16 protein-coding genes and 1 other RNA gene are annotated in these 23,333 nt (G+C 64.3%); 4 read left to right on the top strand and 13 right to left on the bottom strand.

The features are described 5' to 3' along the window. Positions 1–107 precede the first annotated feature (107 nt). On the top strand, positions 108–554 hold the full coding sequence (gene trxC, locus ABS769_RS02190) for a thioredoxin TrxC (RefSeq protein ID WP_317060214.1): 447 nt from the start codon (positions 108–110) through the stop codon (positions 552–554). Positions 555–663: 109 nt separating this feature from the next. Here trxC and ABS769_RS02185 read toward each other — a convergent pair whose 3' ends face one another. After that, a complete protein-coding gene (locus ABS769_RS02185; protein WP_317060215.1) occupies positions 664–3,033 on the bottom strand; it encodes a TonB-dependent receptor in 2,370 nt (789 codons plus the stop codon). Positions 3,034–3,114: 81 nt separating this feature from the next. Between ABS769_RS02185 and ABS769_RS02180 the strand changes: the two genes are divergently transcribed. After that, a non-coding RNA gene (locus ABS769_RS02180) (sX9 sRNA) lies at positions 3,115–3,190 on the top strand. A gap of 332 nt (positions 3,191–3,522) precedes the next feature. Here the strand turns inward: ABS769_RS02180 and ABS769_RS02175 are convergent. Genes ABS769_RS02175 through ABS769_RS02150 form a run of 6 tightly spaced genes read right to left on the bottom strand, consistent with a single transcriptional unit; the run spans position 3,523 to position 8,942 of the window. Further along, entirely contained in the window at positions 3,523–5,481 is a 1,959-nt protein-coding gene (locus ABS769_RS02175; RefSeq protein ID WP_317060216.1) for a response regulator, read from the bottom strand. After that, positions 5,471–6,346 carry a sensor histidine kinase gene (locus ABS769_RS02170; protein WP_006450591.1) on the bottom strand — a complete coding sequence of 292 codons (876 nt, stop codon included), beginning with the start codon at positions 6,344–6,346 and terminating at the stop codon, positions 5,471–5,473. The genes ABS769_RS02175 and ABS769_RS02170 overlap by 11 nt, the downstream gene beginning before the upstream one ends. Continuing rightward, positions 6,343–7,353 carry an ATP-binding protein gene (locus ABS769_RS02165; RefSeq protein WP_317060218.1) on the bottom strand — a complete coding sequence of 337 codons (1,011 nt, stop codon included), beginning with the start codon at positions 7,351–7,353 and terminating at the stop codon, positions 6,343–6,345. The genes ABS769_RS02170 and ABS769_RS02165 overlap by 4 nt, the downstream gene beginning before the upstream one ends. Further along, on the bottom strand, positions 7,344–7,739 hold the full coding sequence (locus tag ABS769_RS02160) for an anti-sigma regulatory factor (RefSeq protein WP_006450589.1): 396 nt from the start codon (positions 7,737–7,739) through the stop codon (positions 7,344–7,346). The genes ABS769_RS02165 and ABS769_RS02160 overlap by 10 nt, the downstream gene beginning before the upstream one ends. Then, positions 7,736–8,098 (bottom strand): STAS domain-containing protein, encoded by a 363-nt coding sequence (locus ABS769_RS02155; RefSeq protein WP_006450588.1) that lies wholly within the window; start codon positions 8,096–8,098, stop codon positions 7,736–7,738. The genes ABS769_RS02160 and ABS769_RS02155 overlap by 4 nt, the downstream gene beginning before the upstream one ends. A 1-nt stretch (position 8,099) precedes the next feature. Further along, positions 8,100–8,942, bottom strand: coding sequence for an STAS domain-containing protein (locus ABS769_RS02150; RefSeq protein WP_317060220.1), 843 nt, complete (start codon positions 8,940–8,942; stop codon positions 8,100–8,102). Between the two features lie 439 nt (positions 8,943–9,381). On the opposite strand from ABS769_RS02150, the gene ABS769_RS02145 reads away from it, so the two are divergent. Beyond that, complete coding sequence (locus ABS769_RS02145; RefSeq protein WP_317060221.1) at positions 9,382–10,482, top strand: NADH:flavin oxidoreductase/NADH oxidase; 1,101 nt, start codon at positions 9,382–9,384, stop codon at positions 10,480–10,482. 658 nt (positions 10,483–11,140) lie between these two features. Here the strand turns inward: ABS769_RS02145 and ABS769_RS02140 are convergent. The 3 genes from ABS769_RS02140 to ABS769_RS02130 all read right to left on the bottom strand — a co-directional run bounded on the left by ABS769_RS02140 (position 11,141) and on the right by ABS769_RS02130 (position 16,934). Then, entirely contained in the window at positions 11,141–13,465 is a 2,325-nt protein-coding gene (locus ABS769_RS02140; RefSeq protein WP_350498049.1) for a hypothetical protein, read from the bottom strand. Between the two features lie 24 nt (positions 13,466–13,489). Beyond that, on the bottom strand, positions 13,490–15,361 hold the full coding sequence (locus ABS769_RS02135) for an ATP-binding protein (protein ID WP_317060224.1): 1,872 nt from the start codon (positions 15,359–15,361) through the stop codon (positions 13,490–13,492). A 217-nt stretch (positions 15,362–15,578) separates the two neighbouring features. Continuing rightward, positions 15,579–16,934, bottom strand: a complete 1,356-nt coding sequence (locus ABS769_RS02130; protein WP_317060264.1) for a helix-turn-helix transcriptional regulator — start codon at positions 16,932–16,934, stop codon at positions 15,579–15,581. 922 nt (positions 16,935–17,856) lie between these two features. Between ABS769_RS02130 and ABS769_RS02125 the strand changes: the two genes are divergently transcribed. Continuing rightward, positions 17,857–18,642: a winged helix-turn-helix domain-containing protein gene (locus ABS769_RS02125; RefSeq protein ID WP_023903139.1), complete on the top strand. Its 786-nt coding sequence runs from the start codon at positions 17,857–17,859 to the stop codon at positions 18,640–18,642. A gap of 121 nt (positions 18,643–18,763) precedes the next feature. On the opposite strand, the gene ABS769_RS02120 is transcribed toward ABS769_RS02125, so the two are convergent. The 3 genes from ABS769_RS02120 to ABS769_RS02110 all read right to left on the bottom strand — a co-directional run bounded on the left by ABS769_RS02120 (position 18,764) and on the right by ABS769_RS02110 (position 23,276). After that, entirely contained in the window at positions 18,764–19,150 is a 387-nt protein-coding gene (locus tag ABS769_RS02120; protein ID WP_006450581.1) for a DUF805 domain-containing protein, read from the bottom strand. Between the two features lie 462 nt (positions 19,151–19,612). After that, entirely contained in the window at positions 19,613–21,004 is a 1,392-nt protein-coding gene (gene radA, locus ABS769_RS02115) for a DNA repair protein RadA (protein WP_023903137.1), read from the bottom strand. A 391-nt stretch (positions 21,005–21,395) separates the two neighbouring features. After that, positions 21,396–23,276, bottom strand: a complete 1,881-nt coding sequence (locus ABS769_RS02110; protein ID WP_317060225.1) for a M61 family metallopeptidase — start codon at positions 23,274–23,276, stop codon at positions 21,396–21,398. Positions 23,277–23,333 lie beyond the last annotated feature (57 nt).

Raw genomic sequence — 23,333 nt, 5'->3', positions numbered from 1 at the left:
CGCAGGCCTTGTCTCGCCATGGCTACACTGACAACCGCCCACGCACGCGCAGATCGCCACCGGCGCGACATGCGATGCACCGTCTCTCTTGCCTGTGGAGATCGCCGATGACCATTGCGCCGCTGCTGGTGGCCTGCCCGAGCTGCACTGCGATGAATCGCATCGCGCAAACGCGTCTGCGCGATGCGCCCAACTGCGGAAGCTGCCATCGGCCGCTCTTTCTCGGAACACCGGTAGCACTATCCACTGCCGATTTCGACAAGCATGCGGTGCGCAGCGAGTTGCCGTTGGTGGTGGATTTCTGGGCACCGTGGTGCGGGCCGTGCCTGAGCATGGCACCGCAATTCGCCGCAGCCGCTGCATTGCTGGAACCTCAGGTCCGTCTGGCAAAAGTGGATACCGATCTGCATCCGGCGCTGGGCACGCGTTTTGGCGTCCGCAGCATTCCCACCTTGCTGGTCATCCGTGGCGGCAGCGAGCTGGGCCGTCATTCCGGTGCGGTGAGCAGCGCGCAGATCGTCAGTTGGGTACAGTCGGTGTTGCGCAGTCGTTGAAACAAAAGAAGCCCGCTGCGTATTACACGCAGCGGGCTGGTTTCGCGCACAGCATCACTGCGACGCACAGGTCGCAGTGATGCTGTGATGCAGTCAACCGATCAACAACTCACTGCCAGTTGACGTTGACCGACACGCCCACGATGCGCGGCTCGTTGTAGACCGCAGCCATGTAGTTCTCGATCACACCCTTGACGTTTTTCTCGTTGGTGATGTTGCGCGCAAACGCCGCCACTTCCCACGCACCGTAGCCGCCGGTGTAACCCAGCTTGAGGCCGCCTTCGAAATTGCCGTCGGCGCGGAACTCGGTGGAGTCGTACAGCACGAAGCTGGTTTCGCCCTGCTTGTTCCAGTCGGTGGAGACGAAGAACGCGCCGTCGTTACCCACCGGAATGTCGTAACGCGCGGCCAGGTTGAGGTTGTACTTGGGCGCGTTGGGCAGCGGGTTGCCATCGATCTGCGCGAAGGTATTGCCGCCGACGCGGATGGTCGGGTCGTTGACCGTGCACACCACCACGCCGTTGAGCGCGCAGGCCTGCGCAAACACGCGCTTGTCCTGGATTTCGCTATGCAGCAGGCTCAGGCCGGCGGTCAGCGACAGGTTGGAGATCGGGCGCCAGTCCAGGTCCGCTTCCAGACCGTAGGCCTTGGCCTTGTCGGCATTGAACAGCACGCCGTTGCCGTCCGAATCGTTGCCGTTGAGCTGGATGTCATCGACGGTGTAGGTGAAGCCGCTGACATTCAGACGCAGACGATTGTCGAACAGGCTGCTCTTGATGCCGGCCTCCCACGACAGGATGGTTTCCGAATCGGCGGTGGTGAAATCCGAATTGAACACCGCGCTGCGGCCCTGGATGGTCGGGCCGCGGAAGCCGCGCGCCACGCGTGCGTAGACGCTCAGCTCGGGATTGATTTCGTACATCGCGCTGAGGTCCCAGCTGGGCTGGGTGTCGGACATGCGCACGTCGCGACGGCCACGGTATGTCACCGCACCAGCGGCGGTGTCGGCGGTCTTGAGCAAACGGGTTTCCTTGGTGTCCTTGGTCTGGCGGATGCCGGCGGTCAGGGTGAGCGCATCGGTGGCCTTGTAACTGAGCTGACCGAAGCCGGCCCACGAGGTATTGGTGTTGCGCAGGCGCACCCAGTTGTTGGGGTTGCGCGCGGCGGTCTGCAGAAAAAACGCACGCTGATAGAAATCGGTGGTGTCGCGGCCATCGAAGTAGAACGCGCCCACCTGCCATTGCAGTGCGTCGTCGCCTTCGCTGGCCAGACGCAGTTCCTGGGTGTACTGATCCAGATCGCGGATCTGCCCCATCGACTGGCCGAAACCGTTCGGCACGCCGTTGACCGGGTAGTTGGCCGCCGCGCCGCCATCGGTGTCGCCACGGCTGTAGCCGGAGGTGGTTTCGTAAGCGGTGATCGAGGTCAGCGACACGCCGCCGAAGTCGTAGATCGCCTTGATCGAGCCGCCGTCGGTCTGATAGGCCTGCGGATTATTGTTCGCTTCGTCGTAGGCCACGCGGTCGCGCGGCACGTCGACTTTGTCGCTGCCGCGCGTCACCGCATTGCGCAGGAACAACGTGGAGGTACCGTCGTAGTCGCGCGTATGCACCGAGCCCAGCAGCGAGAATGCGTCATTGGGCTTGAGCAGCACCTGCAGGCGTGCATTGCGGTCGTTGTAGCCGCCCATCGCGTCCTTGCGCGGCGTGCGCGTGCCATCGGCGCTGCTGCCGGCAAAGGTGTTGTCCACCCAATCGTCGCGGTGCTGATACAAGGCCGAGACGCGGAACGACAGCACGTCGTTGATCGGCCCACCGAAGCCGCCATCCAGCGACACGGTGTTGTAGCTGCCGTAGCTGGCATCGACGCGGCCGGTGTAGGTGTCGCTGGGCTTGACCGTGTCGAACTTGACGATGCCGGCAGTGGTGTTGCGGCCGAACAGGGTGCCCTGCGGGCCGCGCAGCACTTCGACTTGGTCCACGTCGTAGACCGGGTTGGATTTGAGTACCACGTGCTCCAGCACCACATCGTCCTGGATGATGGACACCGGCTGCGAAGCGCCAAGATAGAAATCGATATTGCCCAGACCACGGATATAGAAGCGCGGGAAGATGCGCCCGGTGGTGGTCTCGGCATAGAAGCCCGGCACGCGGCCGGACAGTGCCAGCAAGGTGTCGTCGCCGCCTGCGGTGAACTCGCGCATCGCCGCGCCCTGCACCACGCCCACCGATACCGGCACGTCCTGCAGGTTCTGCTCGCGGTGCTCGGCGGTGACGGTGACCGTATCCAGCGCGGTCGCGCTGCCCTCGCCCTGGGTCGTCGGCGTTTGCTGCGCAGATGCGGCGGCGGCCATCGAAGCGAGCAACAGGCCGGCACAGGCGCGCGCCAGCGGCGTGCGCTGCAAGGCAGCGCGACGGCGTGTGGGTGCGTGCGTGGCGGCGGACGTCAGGGACGCGGAGATAGACAAGTACAACAACATACGAGGTGATCCTTGGAGTAAGAGCGGCTAACAAACTACTGCGCGGCCGCCAGGCGGGCGCAGCCGGTGCTCGGAATCCTCATGTACCCACTCGTACACTCCGGTTCCTGCGCGCCGTCTGCACCCACCTGACGACCGCTCGCTACGTTTGTTAGCCGCTCTAAGTAGAGTGAGGTGACGTCCGTCGGCACAGGCATGCCGGACGAAGGCGCAAGGTGGCGCCGCGCGCACGATATGTCAGCAATGTTGCAGCTCTATGGCAAGCGTGCCGCCGCGCACATGCCGCTAGCTCTACACCCATGCCATTGCACGCGTGTGGCATGGCGAAACGCCATGCCTGCACTGGCCGTGTGCTGACAGCAGGCGGTTTTTTGTGCGCCACCTTTGGCCCATATGCCCACGCGCGCTAAGCGCGGGAAAATAAACAAGTCGCCTCGGCGCGAGGAAATAAACACTCCGCGCTGAGCGCGGGCAAGTACACCACCGGCGTTATGCGCGGGCGGCAAGCACACTGCTGTCGAGCATCTGCCCAACCATATTGAGCAGATCGTTGAGGCTGAAAGGCTTGGGCAGCAAGGCCATGCCTTCGGCTAGAAATTCCTGCCGCGTGGCTGCGTTTTCGGCGTAGCCGGTGATGAACAGGATCGGCAAGCCGGGCCGCAGCGCGCGCGCCACATCGGCCATGTCGCGCCCGTTCATGCCGGGCAGACCCACATCCGACACCACCAGATCGATCTCCACCCCGGCACGCAATTGCTCCAGTGCGCCATTGGCATTTTCAGCTTCGGTCACATGGTAGCCGGCATCGCTGAGCACCTCGCTCACCATCATGCGCACCACATCGGTGTCGTCCACCAGCAGGATGCGCTCGTGACGGTGACGCGGCGATCTGGGCGGCGGTGCTGGCGCCACCTCGCTTGCCGTAAGCCCGCGCGGCAACAGCAAGGCCACCGTGGTACCACGGCCCACGGTGCTGGTGATGCGCGCGGTGCCGCCGGATTGACGCGCAAACCCATAGGTCATGGACAAGCCCAGGCCGGTGCCCTCGCCGATGGGTTTGGTGGTGAAAAACGGCTCGAACACCTGATTGAGAATAGCCGGCTCGATCCCGCTGCCATTGTCGATGACGTTCACCGCCACGTAATCGCCATCGTCCAGTTCCGGATCGTTGGACGCGGTGTAGGCGGCGCTTTGAATGCGGATGGTGCCCTTGCCCTTCAATGCATCGCGTGCATTGATCACCAGGTTGAGCACCACGTTTTCGAGCTGGTTGGCATCGGCCACCGCAACCAGCGGCGTCTGCGCCAGATCCAGTTCCAGCACGATGTTCTCGCCGATCGAACGGTGCAGCATGTCTTCCAGCGAGCGCACGCGTGCGTTGATGTCGAACGCCTGCGCATCCAGCGATTGCTTGCGTGCAAACGCGAGCATGCGCTGGGTCAGCGCGGCAGCGCGATGCGCCGAGCCGGTGGCGATTTCCGCCAGCCGCGGCACGCGCTCGATGCGGTTGGATTCCACCGCCAGCTGGATCATGTCCAGCCCGGAAATGATGCTGGTCAGCAAGTTGTTGAAGTCGTGCGCGATGCCGCCAGTGAGATTTCCCAGCGCTTCCATCTTCTGCGCCTGCAGCAGCTGGATTTCGGTGCGCTGGCGCTCGGCGATCTGGTGGGCCAGCTCGGTGGTGGCGGTGTCCAGTTCCTGGCGTTGTTCGCGCTCGCGCAGACGCTGTTCGGTCACGTCCTCGACCAGCAACAAGCCCAGATCCGGCTCGCGATACGGCGACACCCGCCACTCGGTTTCGCACAGCTTGCCATCGCGAATGATCGACAGCGTGCCGCTCCAGCGCGCACGTTGCGCCAGCGCGGTGGTCAGGGCATGCACGGTTGTCGCCTGGTCCAGCCCTGCCGCCTGGATCGCATCGCCGGGCGTGACGCTGCCGATCAGGCGCTGGAAGGCCGCATTGGCTTCGTGCGTGCACAGCCTGGAATCGACCACGGCGATCGGCGCGCTGATGTGCTCGAAGATCTCGCGGAAGCGGGCCTCGCTGATCCGCAATGCATCTTCGGCATTGCGGGCGCGCAACAGCGTGCGCAGCGTGGCGACCAGCACGCTGGGGTCGACCGGATGGATCAGGTAGGCATCGGCACCGGCATCCAGCCCGGTGGCCATGTCGCCGGTGGCGATCGAAGCGGCCGACACATGCACCACCGGCAGCAGCGCGGTGCGCGGGGCGGCACGCAAGCTGCGCACGATGTCGAAGCCGCTCATGTCCGGCAGGTTGACGTCCAGCACCACTGCGGCAAAGGCGTGCGTGGCCAGCTTGGCCAGGCCATCGGTGCCGGTGCCGGCCTCTTCGACCACGAACTGATGATGCTCGAGCACGCGCCGCACCGAATAACGCGTCACCGCGTTGTCGTCGACCACCAGAATGCGATGACTACCGGGCAAGTGCGTTCTCCGCCGCCAGCGTCACCGGCAGCACCACGAAAAATTCGGAACCTTCGCCGACCACGCTATTGATCCCCACCCTGCCACCGAGCAGCTCGGCGAAGCGCTTGCAGATCGCCAGCCCCAGACCGGTGCCGGTCAGGCGTTTTTGCAGTGGCGAATCCACCTGCACGAAATCCTCGAACAAGGCCTCGTGCAGCTCGGCCGGAATGCCGATGCCGGTATCCTGCACACCGAAGCGCACATGGGTGTCGCCTTCCAGCTGCGCGAACACGCGCACGTGGCCTTGCGGGGTGAACTTGAGCGCGTTGGAGATGAAGTTGCGCAGGATCTGCGCCAGCTTCTTGTCGTCGGTGTAGAGCATCGGCAGCGCCGGCGGATCTTCGAAGATCAACGTGGTGCTGCCGGCATCGGTGAGCGGGCGGAACATGCCGCGCAACGCCGAGAACAGATCCATCAGGTCGAACCAGCCCGGCGAAATGGCGATGCGGCCGGCTTCGATCTTGGCCAGATCCAGCAGGTCGTCGACCATCTCGGTGAGCTCGCGCGCCGAGGCGCTGACAAAGCGCACCTGCTTGGATTGCTCGGCGTTGAGCGGCCCGTCCATGCCGTCTTCCAGCAGGCGGGTGATGCTCAGGATCGAACTGAGCGGCGTGCGGAACTCATGGCTCATGTACGACAGAAAGCGGCTCTTGAGCTCGGACACATCGCGCAGCTGTTCGGCCTGCTGATCGAGCTCGGCATACAGCGCCAGCACGCCCTGGTTGGTTTCTTCCAACTCCTCGCGCAAGGCCTGGTTCTGCTGCCGCAGCGCGTCGAGTTCGGCCAGCGGATCGGCCGCCGATGCGGCATCGGATGACTTCATTGCAGGGCTCCCAAACGCATGACGAACACGCAGGCATCGTCGCGGCCGCGCGCGTAATCGCGCAACAGCACCGCCGCAACGATACGCGGGTGGCGTGACAATAGCGCCGGGTGATCGCGCAGATTCCAGCGCGTTTGCAGGCCGTCGCTATGCATGACCAGCAGCTTGCCGGTCGCATTCGGAAAATCGAACGGCTGCGCCTTGCGAAACTGCACCCCGACGATGCCCGGATGCGACGGCATGCCGCGCACCCCATCGCCATCGCACAGCGAAGCGACGATATTGCCGACGCCGGCAAAGCGCACCTGGCCGGTGCGGCTGTCGAACTGCATCACCGCCGCCGCACCACCGCGGGTGCCGGACATGCCGGCATGCAGGCGTGCGATGAGCTCGCCGGGCTCGCCGCTGGCCGCTGCCAGCGCGCGCGTACCGGCATCGGCGGCGTCGGCCGCGCCTTGCCCGTGGCCCAGGCCGTCGATCAAGGTCACGGTGACCCGTTGCTCGCGGATCGCCAACTGCCAGGCGTCGCCGCACACCACTTCATGATGCAGCGGCACGCGCACCGCGCCATACGGCAGATCCAGCTCGGCGCGTGGTTGCGCGAACAGTCGCACCATCACGATCGCGCCCTTGGCATCGGAGTACGCGTCCAGCACCTGCGCCTTGCGCTTGATCGCGCCCAGCCCGGTGCCCGCTGTGCCGGCAGTGGAATAGCCATCGCGCAGGCCATCTTCCAGTGTAAAACCCGGGCCTTCGTCGATGGCGCAGATCTCCACGCCCATGCCCTCGCGCGCAGCCACGCCCGACAACTGAAAGCAGCCGCCACGCCCATGCTTGAGCATGTTGGTGGCAAGCTCGGTGGCGACCAGCGCAACGCGACCACAGGCGGCTTCGTCGAACCCCAGCGTCTGCGCGAGTGCCGTCGATTCACGCCGCGCCTGCCCGACCTGGCTGGCTTCGTCGACGCGAAACAGGCGGGTCACGTCACCGGTAACCGTCACTTCCATGTGGTGATGGTGATGCGTGTGCCCTTGCCCGGCGTGGTGTCCAACACAAAGTCATCCACCAGCCGCCGGCTACCGGACAGGCCCAGACCAAGTCCGCCGCCGGAAGTCCAGCCGTCTGTGAGTGCCAGATCCAGATCGGGAATGCCGGGGCCTTCGTCGCGGAAGGTCAGCTGCACGCCCTTGCGGATGCCGTTTTCCACCAGTGCCCAGTCCATATCGCCGCCACCGCCGTAGATCACGGTGTTGCGCGCCAGTTCGCTGGCCGCAGTGACCAGCTTGGTCTGGTCGACCAGACGCAGGCCACACTGCACCACCAGCTTGCGCACTGTCTGCCGGGCCAGCACCACATCCTGTTCGGTGCGTACCGGTTGCGACCCTGTGGTCATGAATCGCGATCGGGTTGCTGCAACAGGCGCATGCCGCGTTCGACATTGAGCGCGGTGCGCACCGACGGCAGGGTCAGGCCCAGTTCGACCAAGGTGATCGCCACCGCCGGCTGCATGCCGACCACCACGGTCCTGGCATCCATCACTGCGGCCAGCCCGGAGATGGTGCTGATCATGCGGCCGATGAAGGAGTCGACGATGTCCAGTGCGGAGATGTCGATCAGCACGCCGCGCGCGGAGGTGGCGCTGATCTTTTCCGACAGATCTTCCTGCAGCGTCATCGCCAGTTGGTCGTGCATGTCCACCTGGATGGTGACCAGCAGCAGGTCGCCCATCCGCAGGATCGGGATACGCTCCATGTCAGCTCGCCTTGCTCACGGTCACGCCGGTGCGCTTGAGCGCCAGCGCCAATGCGTCGGCCAGGTTGGCCTTGGTGACGATGCCCTGCAGATCCAGCCCCAGATGCACGATGGTCTGCGCAATCTGCGGGCGCACGCCGCTGATGATGGCATCGGCGCCCATCAGGCGAATCGCGGTGACGGTCTTGAGCAGGTGCTGCGCAACCAAGGTGTCCACGGTGGGCACGCCGGTGATGTCGATGATGGCGATCTCCGAGCCGGTATCGACGATGCGTTGCAGCAGCGATTCCATCACCACCTGGGTGCGTTGCGAATCCAGCGTGCCGATCATCGGCAGCGCCAGCACGCCGTCCCACAACTTCACCACCGGGGTGGACAGTTCCAGCATTTCTTCCTGCTGCCGCACGATGATGTCTTCGCGGGTCTTCTGGAACGCCTTGACGGTGTACAGGCCCAGACGATCCAGCAATTCGGACAGCGCCCACAACTGCAGGCCCAACTCCTCCGGCGCACTGGCGTACTCGCGCTGCACCAGCTCGAACAGCACGCGCTTGAGCGAGAAAATGAAGTTGGCGGTTTCCTGCGAATCGAAGCCGCGCGTGGCGCGGTCGCGCGAGAGCGTCTCCAGAAAGCGGCGCACCTCGCTCCATTCGGCGCTGTCCAGGCTGCTGCCGCCGTCTTTCAACGAGGCCACCAGCAAGCGCAGGAATTCCGCGCCCTGGGTTTCGATTTCCTGCCGCGAAATACGCACGTCGCTACCGAAGCTGGAACCCAGCCAAGCGGTCAACAACGTTGTTTCCTGCCCACGAATCGCATCGATCGAGCGCTGCTGCAATGCCACCATGAGATCACCCGCCGAGAAAGAGAAGAAAGGCTGGGCATGCGGGCTGGACAGCGCCCGTGGTTGGCGCGGCGCCCCCACGCCGAAGCGCAGCAGAATAAAACAATTCAGATTCGGCAACCAACGACGAACCTGTAGCAGTCATCAGACACTACACCCTGCAGTTTGACATTGCAGCCCACATGGCGAACGTGCGCCCGGCCACGCCTGCACAGATGCAGGCGGTGGATGCAGGCGGTGAGGGTCTGAGTGCCGCCGCCCGATGGCGGACGCTGCCGCAAAGCGCGCTGGGGAGTTTGATCGAAGCGAGGTGATACGGGCACACCGAACAAGCCCGCCTATAGGCAACCGCCAGTGCGTGCAACGCGCTGTGCCACCAGCGGCGTGTCGGGCTGTGGCCGGGCGTGTTCTGATCGCGCCCAGACTTTTCTCAGGCTCCCCCATGTCATCGCTGTTTTCTCCGTATCGACTCAAAGACCTCACATTGCGCAACCGCATCGCCATTCCGCCGATGTGCCAATACACCTCCGTGGACGGCCTCACCAACGACTGGCATCAGGTCCACTACGCCAGCATGGCGCGCGGCGGTGCGGGCCTGGTGATCGTCGAGGCCACCGGCGTGTCGCCGGAAGGACGCATCACGCCCGGTTGCCTGGGCCTGTGGAACGACGCCCAGGCCGAAGGCTTGGCGCGTATTGCGGCATCGATCAGCGCCGCCGGCGCAGTACCCGGCATCCAGATCGGCCACGCCGGGCGCAAGGCCAGCGCCAACCTGCCGTGGGAAGGCGACGACCACATCGCCGCTGGCGACCCGCGCGGTTGGGACACCATCTCGCCCTCGGCAGTCGCCTTCGGCGGCGGCCTGCCCAAACTGCCGCGCGAGATGACGCTGGACGACATCGCCCGCGTGCGCGGCGATTTTGTCGCCGCCGCACAGCGCGCGCGCGATGCCGGCTTCCAGTGGTTGGAGCTGCATTTTGCGCATGGTTATCTGGCGCAGAGCTTCTTCTCGGTGCACGCCAATCGGCGCCAGGATCAGTACGGTGGTACTGCCGAAAATCGTGGTCGCTTCCTGCTGGAAACACTGCAAGCCGTGCGTGCGGTCTGGCCGGAACATCTGCCGCTCACCGCGCGCTTTGGCGTGATCGAATTCGATGGCCGCGATGAAGAGACCTTGCAGGAAGCCATCGCACTGACGCGCAACTTCAAGCAAAGCGGCCTGGATCTGCTCAACGTCAGCATGGGCTTCAGCACCCCAACCGCGCAGATTCCGTGGGGCCCGGCATTGCTGGCGCCGTTCGCCGAGCGCGTCAGCCGCGAAGCGCAACTACCGGTTGCCTCGTCCTGGAATATCGACGACCCGCTGGAAGCCGACCGCGTGATCGCCGCCGGGCAGATGGAGTTGGTGATGATCGGCCGCGCGCACCTGGCCAACCCGCATTGGCCGTATCACGCCGCGTTGGCGCTGGGCGAAGAACGCCCGTCGTGGGTGCTACCGCCGTCGTACGCGCATTGGCTGGAGCGCTACGGCAAGCGCAGCTGATCGGGCACGTGCGACACGCCCGGATGCGGCACCGCGCGCAAGCCGACCGTGCACACGAAGTCAGCAGGTTCGTGGGAATGCTTCGGTTCGCTGCGGGCGCTTGCACGCGTCCCGGCGTGGGACACGCCGTAAATATGTCCGTGTAGGCTCTTACGCGGCATCCATGCCGCGTAAGGTCCCACGCCGGGACGCGCGTAAGCACCACCGGTTGTAGTCGGCAACTGAAGGAAAAGCCGCGTCTGGCTGAGTGACCGTGCTTGGAATTGTGACCTTTGCTGGCGAAGTCATGGCAAAGCGATAGACAACTGAATGCATCGACTGCGGAATCCGCAGATATTCCCCCTTACCTGCAGTCATTTGCTTGCCGATCAGCAACTGTGGAAGTGAGAGCGCGGTGTCGCATCCGGGGGCGGGACCGTGTGGCGGCATGGATGCCGCCACCGAGCCTACACGGACGTACTTGCGGCGTGTCCCGACACCGGATGCGGCACCGCGCGCAAGCCGACCACGCCCACGAAGTCAGCAGGTTTCGTGGGAATGCTTCGGTTCGCTGCAGGCGCTTGAACGCGTACCGCAGTGGGACACCGGATGCAGTACCGCGCATCGACTATCCCCGCACACGACCTAAGCGGCTGCGCGATGACGTTGATCGCCTCCCTTACAGTCCGTAACGCTCCACTGCGTCCAGATGTGGGCGCGGGTCCTGATCGCAGGCCTCGGCCAGGCGCAGCCAGCACATTGTGTGCGGCCACTGCGCGGTGGCGGCCAGCAAGGCCCGATGCAATTCCAACGGCGCCGCCGTTTCCGGCAGCGCCACGGTGAACAACACGCCGGGCAGGCCCGTGCTCGCATCTTCCGGGTCGAACGCATCCGGATGTTGCGGATCGATCACGTGATAATCGTCGCGACTGTGCACCCACAGCTTCCAGCCGCGGGCCTCGATCTCTTCGCGCAAGGCCTCGATCGCCGGCTCGCCGGGATGCACGCCATCCACCAGCCAGCTGCTGCCGTAACCGCCTGCCTGCAGCACATGCACCTGCGCATAGGTCGGCACGAAACGCTCGCGCTCGGCCTCGTCTTCCGGCGGCGGATACAGCAACTCGGCATCGAACACCACCCAATCGCCGACATGCTGACGCCGATGCGCAGGCGCGTTTTCGAGGATGCGCGCGGTGACCGGGCCGGTGCGGCGCGCGTAATACTCGGCCGCCTCGCCGTCGTCCACACAACGCACGATCACCCAGCCCCAGCTCTCTTCGACCACACCGCTGGTGTTGCTCAGCTCCATGCCGATCGCCAGCGCCGAGGCACGCACCGCCTCCCACTGCTGCGCTGCACTGGCCGCAGTCATGTGATCCCAATGCGCAGAGCGCGGTTCTTCCATCAGCTCGGTCAGTTGCCGGTAGACCTCGGCCGCTTCGGCAAACCGCCCGGTGTTGAGATACATGCGCCCCAGCAAACCGCGTGCGCCATGCGAGCCGGGCGACAGTTCCAGCAACGCGGTACAGGCCTGTTCCAGCGCCGGCCAATCGGCCAGCCGCTGGGCCAGCTGCGCTTCGCACCACAGCGCCGCCACCGGCACCAGCGGGCGATACAGCTGCGCCAGCCGACGCATGCCGGCGTCGTCGCCACGGCCCAGCAGCAGATTCATCAGCCGGAAGGTCGGGCTGGTCTCGCGTTCGGCATGCCGCTGCACGAATGCCCACAGCAGCGCGATCGCCTCATCGTCGGCCGCGCACGCGCTCAATGCCGACGCAGTGGTGTCCACCAACTCGGCATCGTCGGGGCGCTCGGCTACTGCCTGCAGCAACCATTGCGCTTCGCGCTCGGGGTTGCGCACCACGTCTTCGGCTTGCGCCTCCAGCCATTCCAGCAGCTGCGCGGCAGGCACCGGCGGCGCCTCCCCCGCCGGTGCGGTCTCGATGCGCAGGGCCAAACGGTCCAGCAATTGCGTGGCGCCACGGTCCTGCCGCAACTTGGGCACATGCGCACGCGCAAGCGCCAGATGCCGGCGCGCGGTCCACACCGCACCGCGTTGCAACGCCAGCTCGATCGCCATCTCGGCCGCGTCGATCAGGATGCGATGCGCACCGACCTGCGCGTAATGATCCAGCATCACCTGCAAGCGGCTGCCCAGATCCCAGGTGTTGCGCTCCGGCGTGCGCGATACCAGCACCACCACCGCACGCAACCAGTGCATGCGATAGCGCGGCGCAACCTCGCGCCACGGCAGAAATGCCTCCAGCGCTTCATCGTCGCGATGCAACAGCGCCAATGCGCGCGCCTTTTGCAAACGCCGCGGCTGGCTGCAGTTGGCCCACTCTGCACCTTCGCGTGCGGCCTCGCGTTCGCGCTGTTCGATCAGCGCCAGTGCTTCTTCTGCACGGCCGAGCGAGAGCAGGATCGAGATGCGCATGTCCGGCACGCCGTCGTAGATCTGCCCGCCATGCGCAAGAATGGTCTGCGACTGCTCTTCCAGATAATGCAGTGCCGCCTCGCCGCGCCCATCGTCGAGCAATGCGTCGGCCTTCTCGCAGCTCAGGCACTGGTAGCACGACCAACTCGGGTCGATGCGGCCCAGCGTTTCCTCGCACACTTCGATGCGCTCCTCCACCCAGCCCGGCCCGTCGATATTGGCGTAGCACGCGGCCAGATCCTGGGTCACGCACACCGATTGCGGGCACTCCACCGCATCGGCGCGATGCGCGCGCTCGAACAGCGTCACCGCATCGCTCAGCGCACGCTCGCCTTCGCACAGGTTGCCGACCCGGTTGCGCATTTCCCAATGCCCGACGAACACCTCCAGCCACGGATTGGCCAGCGTCTTGCCCAGCGCACGCGCCTCGGGCAAGAGCGCTTCGGCGCGTTCGATCTGCAGGTCGCAGATATGGTCGGTCAGGCGCGTCAGCAGTTGCGCATTCTGCGGCTGACCGGCTTCGCCCAGATCGTCCTGCAGCTTTTCAACCCAGTTCCAGATTTCCATCCTGTTGCTCCTTCGATGCGGCGCTCAGCGCGCCAGCAGTTGGGTCACGGCCTCGGCAAGATCGCCGAAAGCCCGGTTCAAATCCGATCCGCCCGACGCGCTGGCACCCGGCTGCGGCTGGGTGCGCCCCTGCGCCGACACGATCACCTTGAGCGAGCGCAGCAGCCGCGCCGCCACCGCTGCCTGCGGATTGCCGGCGCGCTGCGCCGCCAGCAATGCCTGCAGCGCCGGGTTGTCGAGATTGAGATACAGCCGCTGGGTCTGACGTGCTTCGATCCCCGCAGTGAACTGCCGGGCCAGCCGCAACGCAGCGGTGGACACGCGCTTGTCGTTTTCGTCCTGCTCCAGGCGGCGTTTCAGTTCGGCCTCACGGTCGGGCACCACCACCAACGGCAATGCTTCGGGGCTGAAACGCGCCGGCACCAATGCTTCGCCATCGCCCAGATGCTGTTCCAGCCAGGCCAGTTCGTCGGCCGGCACGCTGTGGTCCAGTTGGAACAACTGCCGGTTGCCCTGCTCGGTGCCCAGCTCGACCAGCCGCACGCCCTTGGCCTGCGCCCAGCGACGCAGAAACGGCACCACCGCATAGCGATTTCCGTAGGCCACCGGCACGCCCATCGCGCGGAACAGCATCTCTTCGAAACCGCTATCGCTATCCAGGATCACATGCACTGCGCCACGCGCCGGCAACTGCTGCGCCGGCAGATCGCCTTGCGAGGTCGGCACCCGCACGTGTTCCATCAGCAACTCGAACAAGCGCTCGTCGCACAAGGCCGCGCCCAGCAAGGCCTCATTGTGGCGCAGCAGAATGCGCCGCCAGGCTTCCGGCTGCTGACGTGCCACATCGGCCAGACCTTGCACCAAGGCTTCGGACAGCGCGTGTTGCACTGCCGTGTAGGTGGAATCGCGCTGCAGATCTTCGCGGCTGGCAGTGGGCGTCAAGCGATTGGATTCGATCACCCCACCGATGAAGCCCGCCCACGGCGGCAGCAGCTCGCGCGCGTTGTCGTCCAGCAACATGCCGCGCAGGAACACCGACAGATTGCGGTTGTCGCTGGTGCCGTAGGTCGCCCCGTCCTGCACCCACAGCAAGCCGACCGCATCGCTGCCCTCCTCCGTGCGCACCGGCATGCAGCACAGCGGTTCGAAGTTGCGCTCGAAGCGCGCGGCGAATTCGCGTTGACGGCGCCAGGCCTGCACCGGATGCAAGGGCACCGCATCGTGCATGCGCCATGGCGGCGGCTCGGGGTTGATCGCCTGCGCATCGCCGCCGATCCAGATCGGCTCGCGCAACAGCGCGCAGTAGCGCGACAGGATCTCGCGCAGCCGTCCTTCCTGGGCCAACGACAGATAGTCCTCATGCAGTTCCAGCACAACTTCGGTACCGACCTGCGCGCGCGCAGGAATCGGGCTGACCGTGTATTGCTCGGCGTTGCTGGAGATGTAGCAATGCCCAAGCGTGGGCGTCTGATAGGAGGTGGTGCGCACGGTGACCCGGCGCGCCAGCACAAAGGCCGACAAGAAGCCCAGCCCGAACATGCCGATCAGGCCGCTGTCTTCGTGCCCGCCCTGACGCAGCCCACGGGTGTAGCCCACGCCCACGGTGGCCAGATAATCGTGAATTTCCTGCTGGGTCAGCCCGGCGCCGGTATCGATGATGCGCACGATGCCCTGGGCCGCATCGGCATGCACTTCAATGCGCGATTCGCCTTGCCAGTCGGGTTGTTCCAGGCGGCGGCGCAGGATCGAGTCGTGCGCGTTCTGCACCAGCTCGCGCAGCGCGACCACCGGTGTGGAATAGAGGTGCTTGCTGAGGACGGACATCAGTCCGTTGAGATCGACGCCTGCACGGCGGATCTGAGAGGCGTCCGTCGCCTCGGAGGTGTGATCTTGCATGATCGTTTGTCGTTTCCTTGGCGGCCACGCCCATCCTCGGACGCGCCTTCCTGGGTGGCAATGCGAGCCGGAAAGCATAGCCGCAAGCCACGCCGCACGCACGCACGTCTCAATTCGGATCCCTCCACCGCACTGCGACCGGACATCGCTGCTGCATCACCCACCGGAAACGGAGCGCCACGGCCTGCATGACTGCACGGCCGTGGCGCCAGACACATTATCGCTGCAAGGTTTCCATCGGTGCCTCATTGAAGTGCTGGCGGTAGCCCTTGGCCAGCGCCGAGCGGCTGCCCACGCCCCAACGGCTTGCCGCCTGCAGCACACTGCCGCAGCCGCCTTCGGCCAGCAGTTCGTCGCGGATGCTCTGCATCCGGTAACGGCGCAGCACCTGGGTCGGCGACAGCCCGGTGGCCGACTTGAACGCCTGCTGCAAGGCGCGCCCGGTCACCCCGATCTGCGCAGCCACTTCATTGATCGACAGATCTGAGCGATGCGCGTTGGTGATCATGTAGGTGTAGGCACGCCGGTACTTGGCCGGCAGACGCGCCGAGATGTCGTCGCTCACATGCGCCGGGGTACCGCTTTCCAGCAGGCGCGGCGCCTGCACCTCGCTGCGCAGGCATTGCACCGCACCCAGCGCATACCGGTTATAGAGCAACAACGCCTGCTCGGTCTTGCCCAACGCCTGGCTGATCTTGGCCTGGCAATACTCGAACTCCAGGTTCCAGCGCGGCGCATGGTGCCGGCCGGCACCGGCCAACGCACGCTCGGCCAGATCCGCACGCCCCACCGCCAACGCAGCCAGCGCCAGTTCCACCTGCGCGTCCTGGCGGGCGCACGGCGGGCAACCGGTGGCCGCAGCCGGCAACGCATCGATCTGCGCATCGAAGCCGAAGGTATCGCCACCGGCAATCCGCAGCAGGTTGCGCACATGCCGCATGCGCTGGGCGAGCACCGGCATGCTCTCGGCCAGATCGGCGATGCAGGCGCGCAGCTCGTTGGGCTCGAAGGCATGCGTCGCATCTTCCTGGCGCAGCGTGGCCTGCCAGAATACGTGGTCGCTCATGCGATCGGAGCGACGGATGCGCAGTTGCGCAATCATGTCCAGGCGCAGCGCGGTGGCGATCCGCAGCCAATCGCTCGCACCGGTCTCCAGTTCCGAAAGCACCTCGTTGGCGCGCTCCAGCGTCTGCAGCGCGAGCGTGCTCTGGCCCAGATGGAAGTGCGTCAACGCTTTACCCAACAGGCTCTCGCCGCACAGGCAGGACGGCGTCTCGCGGTCCATCGCCAGCTGCGCAAAACAGTTCAACGCGGCGCTGAGCCGGCGCTGGCTCAGCATCAACCAGGCGGTGTTACGGCACGACAACAGCCGCAACTGCCGTTGATGCCCACGCATGGCCTTCAATGCATGGCGATAGGCATCTTCGGCTTCTTCCTGATACTCCAGGATCAGCAGCGCGTCACCGCTGGCGCCGAGCAGGCTGACTTCATCGTCGCCGCCATCCGAGGCGGCCTGCCCGTCGCGGCGTTGTTGAAGGTGTTGCAGACCCTGCGGCCAAGCACCAACCAGCATCCTGCTTGTATAGGTAGGAAGACGGTCTGCGTACGACAACGCAGAGATCGCTGCGAGGTAGGTGGAAAGGATCATGCCAGGCTCTCTCTTAGGGGGATGAGCAAAAAACAACCAATTTCGCCGGTCTTTTGGCGCAATCGATTGTATGCAGCGGATCCAATGGAATTTCTCACTTTGGGGCACTAAGAAAATCAAAAATTCTCACTCTGTGTCGAACCGTGCCAGCCGCGCAGCGTGCAGAGCATGTGGGCATTTTTTGCACTCCAGGTCCGATGTCGTGCACAGGACATCGCACGACATGCGATTGCGTATTGAAGACATCGGCTCCTACAGCAAGACCCCGCCGGTGCCGAAACGTCTCCGAACACCTCGCTTCCACGCGCAGCTCGCGTTGTCGAAGCATGTCGTGGCAATGACTGCATGTCGGTTGCGTGTGGTAACGGACGCAGTCGCCGCGAATAGAAACTTCGGCGATCCGCCGCGTCGATAAACCGCCGACATATTCCACAAGCGCTATAACAGCGAATAAATTGCAATACCTTGGTCTATACCTGACCAATTGGTCTGGATGTCTGCGGGCCCATGCGTTTTTCTGGCGCTTCCGCAGCGCCATCCGCCGCAGCAATGTCGTAATTTTGTTATTTCCGGCGCATCCATGCCTAAATGTAAGAGCTCCGTTACGCTTATCTGAGCGCACGTTAAAGCCAACCCACGCAAAGCCGAAGAAAAGTACGCAGCAGTGAAACTTTCTGCCTCGCCAATGGTACATACCATTCGTCTGATCTCGGTCAGACCCTCCCTGGCAGCCGAAAGGTTTGGCGATGTACTTATCTATACACGTGGGTTTTGTATTGGCGCCGGCTGCCCGTCACAGGCACCCGACATACGACTGGTACGCATGCCGACATGGGAAGGCTGGCTGATGTACGCCAACGCTTCCGGCAAGCAAGGATCGGCTTTCCTGTTGACGCAGGATGCGCGTCTGGCCTCGCAGGTCAACGCGAGCCTCGCACCGCTCGCGCCGAGTTTTGCGGTCTTTTCCGACGAACTCGAACTTCTGCGCTCGCTGCGACATTCCCCTTGCGAGCTGCTGGTGTTCGATGCGACCTGCGTTGCCTCCGACGATAGTTCGCTGCTGGCCTGGCAGCGCTGCCATAGCGGCCATCCAACGCCATTGATCGTGCTGGGACGCTTCGATTGCCCCAACGACATCCTGGCCTGGTATCGCGCCGGTGCGCAGGACGTGCTGGCGCTGCCGTTCAATTCGCATGAGTTGCATGTCCGCGCGGCATTGGCGATCTCGCCGGTGGCGCAGGCATGCCCGGAAACGCAGCAGCTCAGCGTTGGGCCCTACCAGTTGATCCGCGACGAGAACACCGTGTATCTGCACGGCAAGCCGATCGTCCTCACCGCACGCGAGTTTTCGATTGCCTGGTTGCTGTTCTCCAGCCCCGGTGTGTGCTTCCGCCGCTGCCAGTTGGCCAAGGCGGTATGGGGCAGCCATACCGAGTTCACCGACCGCACCATGGAGCAGCACATCTACAAGCTGCGCAAGAAGTTGCAGCTGTGCAATCACAGTGGCGCGGTGCGTATCAGAACCGTGTATTCGCATGGCTACAAGCTGGAACTTGCACTGCATGACACAGATGCAGTGACCCCGGGCAAGCTCACACCCCAGAACGCGGCAAGCCACGCTGCGGCGTGCTGATCCAGACGCGTCTTGGCGTGGTGCGTGCCGACGCAAGGCTTGTTTCAAGCTAATAAGTTGCACAAACGACAACGGCGCAGGGACTCCCCTGCGCCGTTGTTCGATCGATCGGTGCGTCCGGTTACTGCTTGGGGCTTTCACCGTATTCGTTCGGGCCCGGGGTGCCGTCCATGCACATGAAGACCAGCAAGACGATCGCACCCACGTAAGGCACCAGGCTGATCAGATAGAACCAGCCGGACTTGCCCTGGTCATGCAGGCGACGCACGGTCACTGCAATGCCCGGCACGATCATTGCCAGGCCGACGATCATGATGATGGCAAACACCACCCACGCCAGCGGGCCGGGTCCGTTGTCGCCGCCGCCTATCGCTGCCGCGATGCCAAAAATGCCGCCCAGTACCAGCAGAACAATCATCTGCAGCAAGAAGAACATCCAGTATTCCTTGCGACGCGAGCGACCGGTGAAGTCGGCGTAGCGCTTGAGCGGCAACAACATCCATTCCATTGTGATTCTCCAGGTAAGAGCAGTCAGCGGTGTCTGTGATCCGGTGCACGGTGCAACGGGCCGCGCATGGTGCCATAGCCGCATTCTTTCTGAAAACGTTTTCTCGACAATCAAATGCAAATACAGCCGTCTATCCGACAGACGGTTTGCAGTGCTCAGTCGCAGCGGAGAGGCGCGGTCAACGCACCAACCAGACCGGCTGACGTTCTGCACCCGGCACCTCGCCGCCGCAGCTCGTGACGCCCACTGAAGGTTGCCAGGTTTTCAACAATGACTCTGGCCAAGCGTGCGCTCATGAGAGGCGATCGTCAGGGCGGCCGATCGCTCATAGCTCATAGACGGTCGGCTGGCGACGGTCGGGACGAGCGCAACATGCGGCTGCCTGACGTGGTCGAGGCGAGGCTGCCGCCACGTTCGACACTGCTCAGCTCAGCTCAGCGCCCGCCCCGCTCTGCGTGGACATCAGTCAGCCGCCGCTTCCAAGGCCTGGCTCAGCCGCTCCACCGCAATGATCTCCATGCCCTTGATGCTGGTGGTCTTCGGTGCATTGGCCTTGGGCACGATCGCGCGCTTGAAACCATGGGTGGCGGCTTCTTTCAGGCGGTCCTCGCCGTTGGGCACCGGCCGGATCTCGCCGGACAACCCCACCTCGCCAAAGGCGATCGTCTTCTCGGCCAATGGCCGGTCGCGCAACGAGGACAACACTGCAAGCAACACCGGCAGATCGGCCGCGGTTTCCTGCACGCGGATGCCGCCAACCACGTTGACGAATACGTCCTGATCGCCCACCACGATGCCGCCATGGCGATGCAGCACCGCCAGCAGCATCGCCAGCCGGTTCTGTTCCAACCCCACCGCCACCCGGCGTGGATTGGATAACGGCGAGGCATCTACCAGCGCCTGCACCTCCACCATCAGCGGCCGGGTGCCTTCGCGGGTGACCATCACGCAGCTGCCCGGTTGCTGGGTGCTGCCACCGGACAGGAAGATCGCCGACGGATTGGAGACCTCCTTGAGGCCCTTCTCGCCCATCGCAAACACGCCCAGCTCGTTGACCGCACCGAAGCGATTCTTGAACGCGCGCAACAGCCGGAACCGGCTGCCGCTCTCGCCTTCGAAGTACAGCACCGCATCGACCATATGCTCTAGCACGCGCGGGCCGGCGATGCCGCCTTCCTTGGTCACATGGCCGACCAGGAACACCGCGGTGCCGGTCTCCTTGGCATAGCGCACCAGCCGCGCCGCACTCTCGCGCACCTGGCTCACCGAGCCCGGCGCTGCGGTCAACGACTCGGTCCACAAGGTCTGTACCGAGTCGGCTACGATCAGCTTCGGTCGCGCCACGCTGGCGTGCTGCAGGATGTTTTCGATGCCGGTTTCGGCCAGGGCATTGAGGCCTTCCAGCGGCAGATCCAGACGCACCGCGCGTCCTGCGACCTGGGCCAGCGATTCTTCGCCGGTGACGTACAACACCGGCAGCGTACTTGCCATGCTGGCCAATGCCTGCAGCAACAACGTCGACTTGCCGATGCCGGGGTCGCCACCGATCAACACCACCGCGCCTTCGACCAGACCGCCGCCCAGCACCCGATCGAACTCGCCGATGCCGGTGGATACGCGCGACTGTTCGGATTGGCGCACGTCCTTGAGCGCGGTGATCTTGGGCGCCTCGGTCTTGCCCGACCAACCGGTGCGGCGCGAAGCTGCCGGAGATGCCTTGCCGCCGGGGGTTGCGCTTTCGAGCACGATTTCGCTGAGCGTATTCCACACCCCGCACTCGGTGCACTGCCCCTGCCACTTGTTGTATTCGGCGCCACACTCGCCGCAGACATAGGCTATTTTTGCCTTCGCCATCGTCAGTTAGCCAATCGTTTCTGGAGCGACAGCATAGTCGCCGCCGGTCTCAGGATGCGCGACGCTGGCGCTTGGTGCCGGGATTCGGGATTCGGGATTCGGGATTCGGGATTCGGGAATCGGGAATCGGGAATCGGGAATCGTCCAGGCTGACGCGCTGTTGGATTGCGTGCAACTGGACACTTCAACAATGGCGCTCTACGTGGAAGGCAGCGGCACTGTCTGCCACTTGGCTAGCGCGATGTCTTTTTATCGATCGATCGATCGGCATCAGCATCAGCATCAGCAGAAACGAGGATCACGCCGGAAGCTGCATGATCGGTCGCAGCCGACCATGTAGCTCCAGCTCCTGCCACTGCCCGCTCGAACAGCTCCGAGCGGGCAGCGCCCATCAACGCGCCTTGTACAACTCGCTCAAGCGATCCGGCTTGCCGGCGATGCGCTCCAGATGCGGATACAGCAGGCCGCCGTGGTAATCGATGCGCACGGTGTCGTAGCGATCCAGGCGCTTGACCAGCAGCTCGATCGGCGCGGTGGTGCCCTTGGCCGCCGTAATCGCGTCCTTGATCACCTCACTGCTGAAGGCGCGGCCGTTGACTGCCACGATCGTGTTGCCGGCGATCAGGCCGGCATTGAAGGCCGGGCCGTCCCACAGCACATCACCGATGTCGCCAGAGGCTTTCAAGGACACGCCAAGCGAATAGGCCAGATTGGCGTCCTTGTCGTCGCTCTCGTCGGCCTTGGTGGCCAGGTTCGGCTCCTCGTTGTAGACCAGCTTCCAGCCATTGGCTTCGATGCCGCCGTTCAACGACCCGTGCCCGTCCATGCGGCTGCGCAACAGGCTCGCCCAATCGTAGGCGGCCACACCGTTGAGCGTGGTCACGATGTCGTCGAAGGTGTACGGATTGACATCCCAATCGCCGTTCTTCATGCCGAAGAACGCCTTGCCGAAGTCGTCGATGGAGCGCTTGTTGTTGGTCAGCGCGCGCAGCTTGCTGTCCACTTCCAGCCACATCATCTGGCCGCCGGAATAGTAGTCCTCGCTCATCTGGTAGCTGCGGTACGCCTTCGGGCGGCGCATCGACATGGTCGGGTCGTTGGTGGTGTCCTGCACGGTGCGCCAGGCCATGCCGGGGCGGCCACGCTCGTAGCTTGCCGCCACGCCGGCCAGCATGTCGCGCGCCTGATCCTGCGTCCACAGGCCCGAGCGTGCGGCCATCACTTCGCCCCAGAACTGGGTCTGGCCTTCGTACAGCCACAGCAGGCTGTCGCCCATCGGCACGTTGAAATTGGGCGTGGCCAGATCCGCGCCGCGGCGATACTTGCCGTTCCAGGAATGGTTGAATTCGTGCGCGAGCAGGTCGCGCCCGGTCCAGCTCTTGTCCCACTCGGTGAAATACGTCGGCACGCCGCTGTTTTCGCTGGAACGGTGATGCTCCAGGCCGATGCCGCCCAGCTTCTTGGTCAGCGCGAGCAAAAATTCGTAATGGTCGAAATGGCGGGCGCCGTACAACTTGTCCATCTGCTGCACCAGCGCCGCATGCGCCTTGATCTGTTCGGGCTTGGCGTCCAGCGACTTGGCTTCGTCGGCAAAGACGTTGAGGTAGACCGGCTGCTTGCCGCCGCTCAGTTCCACGCGCTTGTAGTACTTGCCGGCGAACATCGGCGAGTCGACCAGGTCGTCGAAGTCGATCGGCTTGAAGGTCACCGTGTCGCCGACCCGGCTCTGGGTTTCCAGCGCGGTCGCGTAGTCCCAGCCCTTGGGCAAGGTCACACTGGCCTGCGTCTTGATGTTGCGTGCGAAGACACCGGCCGGATACAGCGCGGTGGTATTCCACTGCAGGTTGAGCATTTCCGGGGTCATCATCACCCGGCCCTGGTTGCTCGCTTGCGGAGAGAGAAACTTGAACTCGGCTACCAGCTCGGTGGCGCCCTGCGGCACATCGATCTTGAAGGCGTACACGTCGAACTGATCGCGCGTCCACGGCACCACCTTGCCATCGACCTTGATCACCAGGCCTGCGAGCTTGTCGATCGGCCCGGTCGGTGAGTGATTGCCGGGGATCCACTGCGGATACAGCAGCGTCATCGGGCCGGGCTTTGCCGGCATGGTGGTCCTGACCTTGAAGATGCGGTGGGCCAGATCGGTGGCATCGACATCGATCTTCAAGCTGCCTTCGAACGGCACGTCCTGCGGCGGCGCGGTTTGCGCGGCGGCGGGCAACGACAGCGCTGCCAGCAGCGACACGGACAACAGGGTGGGCATCTTCATCGCAACTCCGCAGGTGACCTGGAAACAGGCAAGCCCACGATGCTAAGCGCCTACCAC

Source organism: Xanthomonas hortorum (assembly GCF_040279205.1).
GTDB lineage: Bacteria > Pseudomonadota > Gammaproteobacteria > Xanthomonadales > Xanthomonadaceae > Xanthomonas > Xanthomonas hortorum_F.
This window is presented reverse-complemented; position numbering and strand designations above follow the sequence as displayed.

What these genes read in the sequence shown, in the direction of transcription:
- trxC (WP_317060214.1), top strand. Translation starts at nt 108, where the DNA reads ATGACCATTGCGCCGCTGCTGGTGGCCTGCCCGAGCTGCACTGCGATG.
- ABS769_RS02185 (WP_317060215.1), bottom strand. Translation starts at nt 3,033, where the DNA reads ATGTTGTTGTACTTGTCTATCTCCGCGTCCCTGACGTCCGCCGCCACG.
- ABS769_RS02170 (WP_006450591.1), bottom strand. Translation starts at nt 6,346, where the DNA reads ATGAAGTCATCCGATGCCGCATCGGCGGCCGATCCGCTGGCCGAACTC.
- ABS769_RS02165 (WP_317060218.1), bottom strand. Translation starts at nt 7,353, where the DNA reads ATGGAAGTGACGGTTACCGGTGACGTGACCCGCCTGTTTCGCGTCGAC.
- ABS769_RS02160 (WP_006450589.1), bottom strand. Translation starts at nt 7,739, where the DNA reads ATGACCACAGGGTCGCAACCGGTACGCACCGAACAGGATGTGGTGCTG.
- ABS769_RS02155 (WP_006450588.1), bottom strand. Translation starts at nt 8,098, where the DNA reads ATGGAGCGTATCCCGATCCTGCGGATGGGCGACCTGCTGCTGGTCACC.
- ABS769_RS02150 (WP_317060220.1), bottom strand. Translation starts at nt 8,942, where the DNA reads ATGGTGGCATTGCAGCAGCGCTCGATCGATGCGATTCGTGGGCAGGAA.
- ABS769_RS02145 (WP_317060221.1), top strand. Translation starts at nt 9,382, where the DNA reads ATGTCATCGCTGTTTTCTCCGTATCGACTCAAAGACCTCACATTGCGC.
- ABS769_RS02140 (WP_350498049.1), bottom strand. Translation starts at nt 13,465, where the DNA reads ATGGAAATCTGGAACTGGGTTGAAAAGCTGCAGGACGATCTGGGCGAA.
- ABS769_RS02135 (WP_317060224.1), bottom strand. Translation starts at nt 15,361, where the DNA reads ATGCAAGATCACACCTCCGAGGCGACGGACGCCTCTCAGATCCGCCGT.
- ABS769_RS02130 (WP_317060264.1), bottom strand. Translation starts at nt 16,934, where the DNA reads ATGCTGGTTGGTGCTTGGCCGCAGGGTCTGCAACACCTTCAACAACGC.
- ABS769_RS02125 (WP_023903139.1), top strand. Translation starts at nt 17,857, where the DNA reads ATGTACGCCAACGCTTCCGGCAAGCAAGGATCGGCTTTCCTGTTGACG.
- ABS769_RS02120 (WP_006450581.1), bottom strand. Translation starts at nt 19,150, where the DNA reads ATGGAATGGATGTTGTTGCCGCTCAAGCGCTACGCCGACTTCACCGGT.
- radA (WP_023903137.1), bottom strand. Translation starts at nt 21,004, where the DNA reads ATGGCGAAGGCAAAAATAGCCTATGTCTGCGGCGAGTGTGGCGCCGAA.
- ABS769_RS02110 (WP_317060225.1), bottom strand. Translation starts at nt 23,276, where the DNA reads ATGAAGATGCCCACCCTGTTGTCCGTGTCGCTGCTGGCAGCGCTGTCG.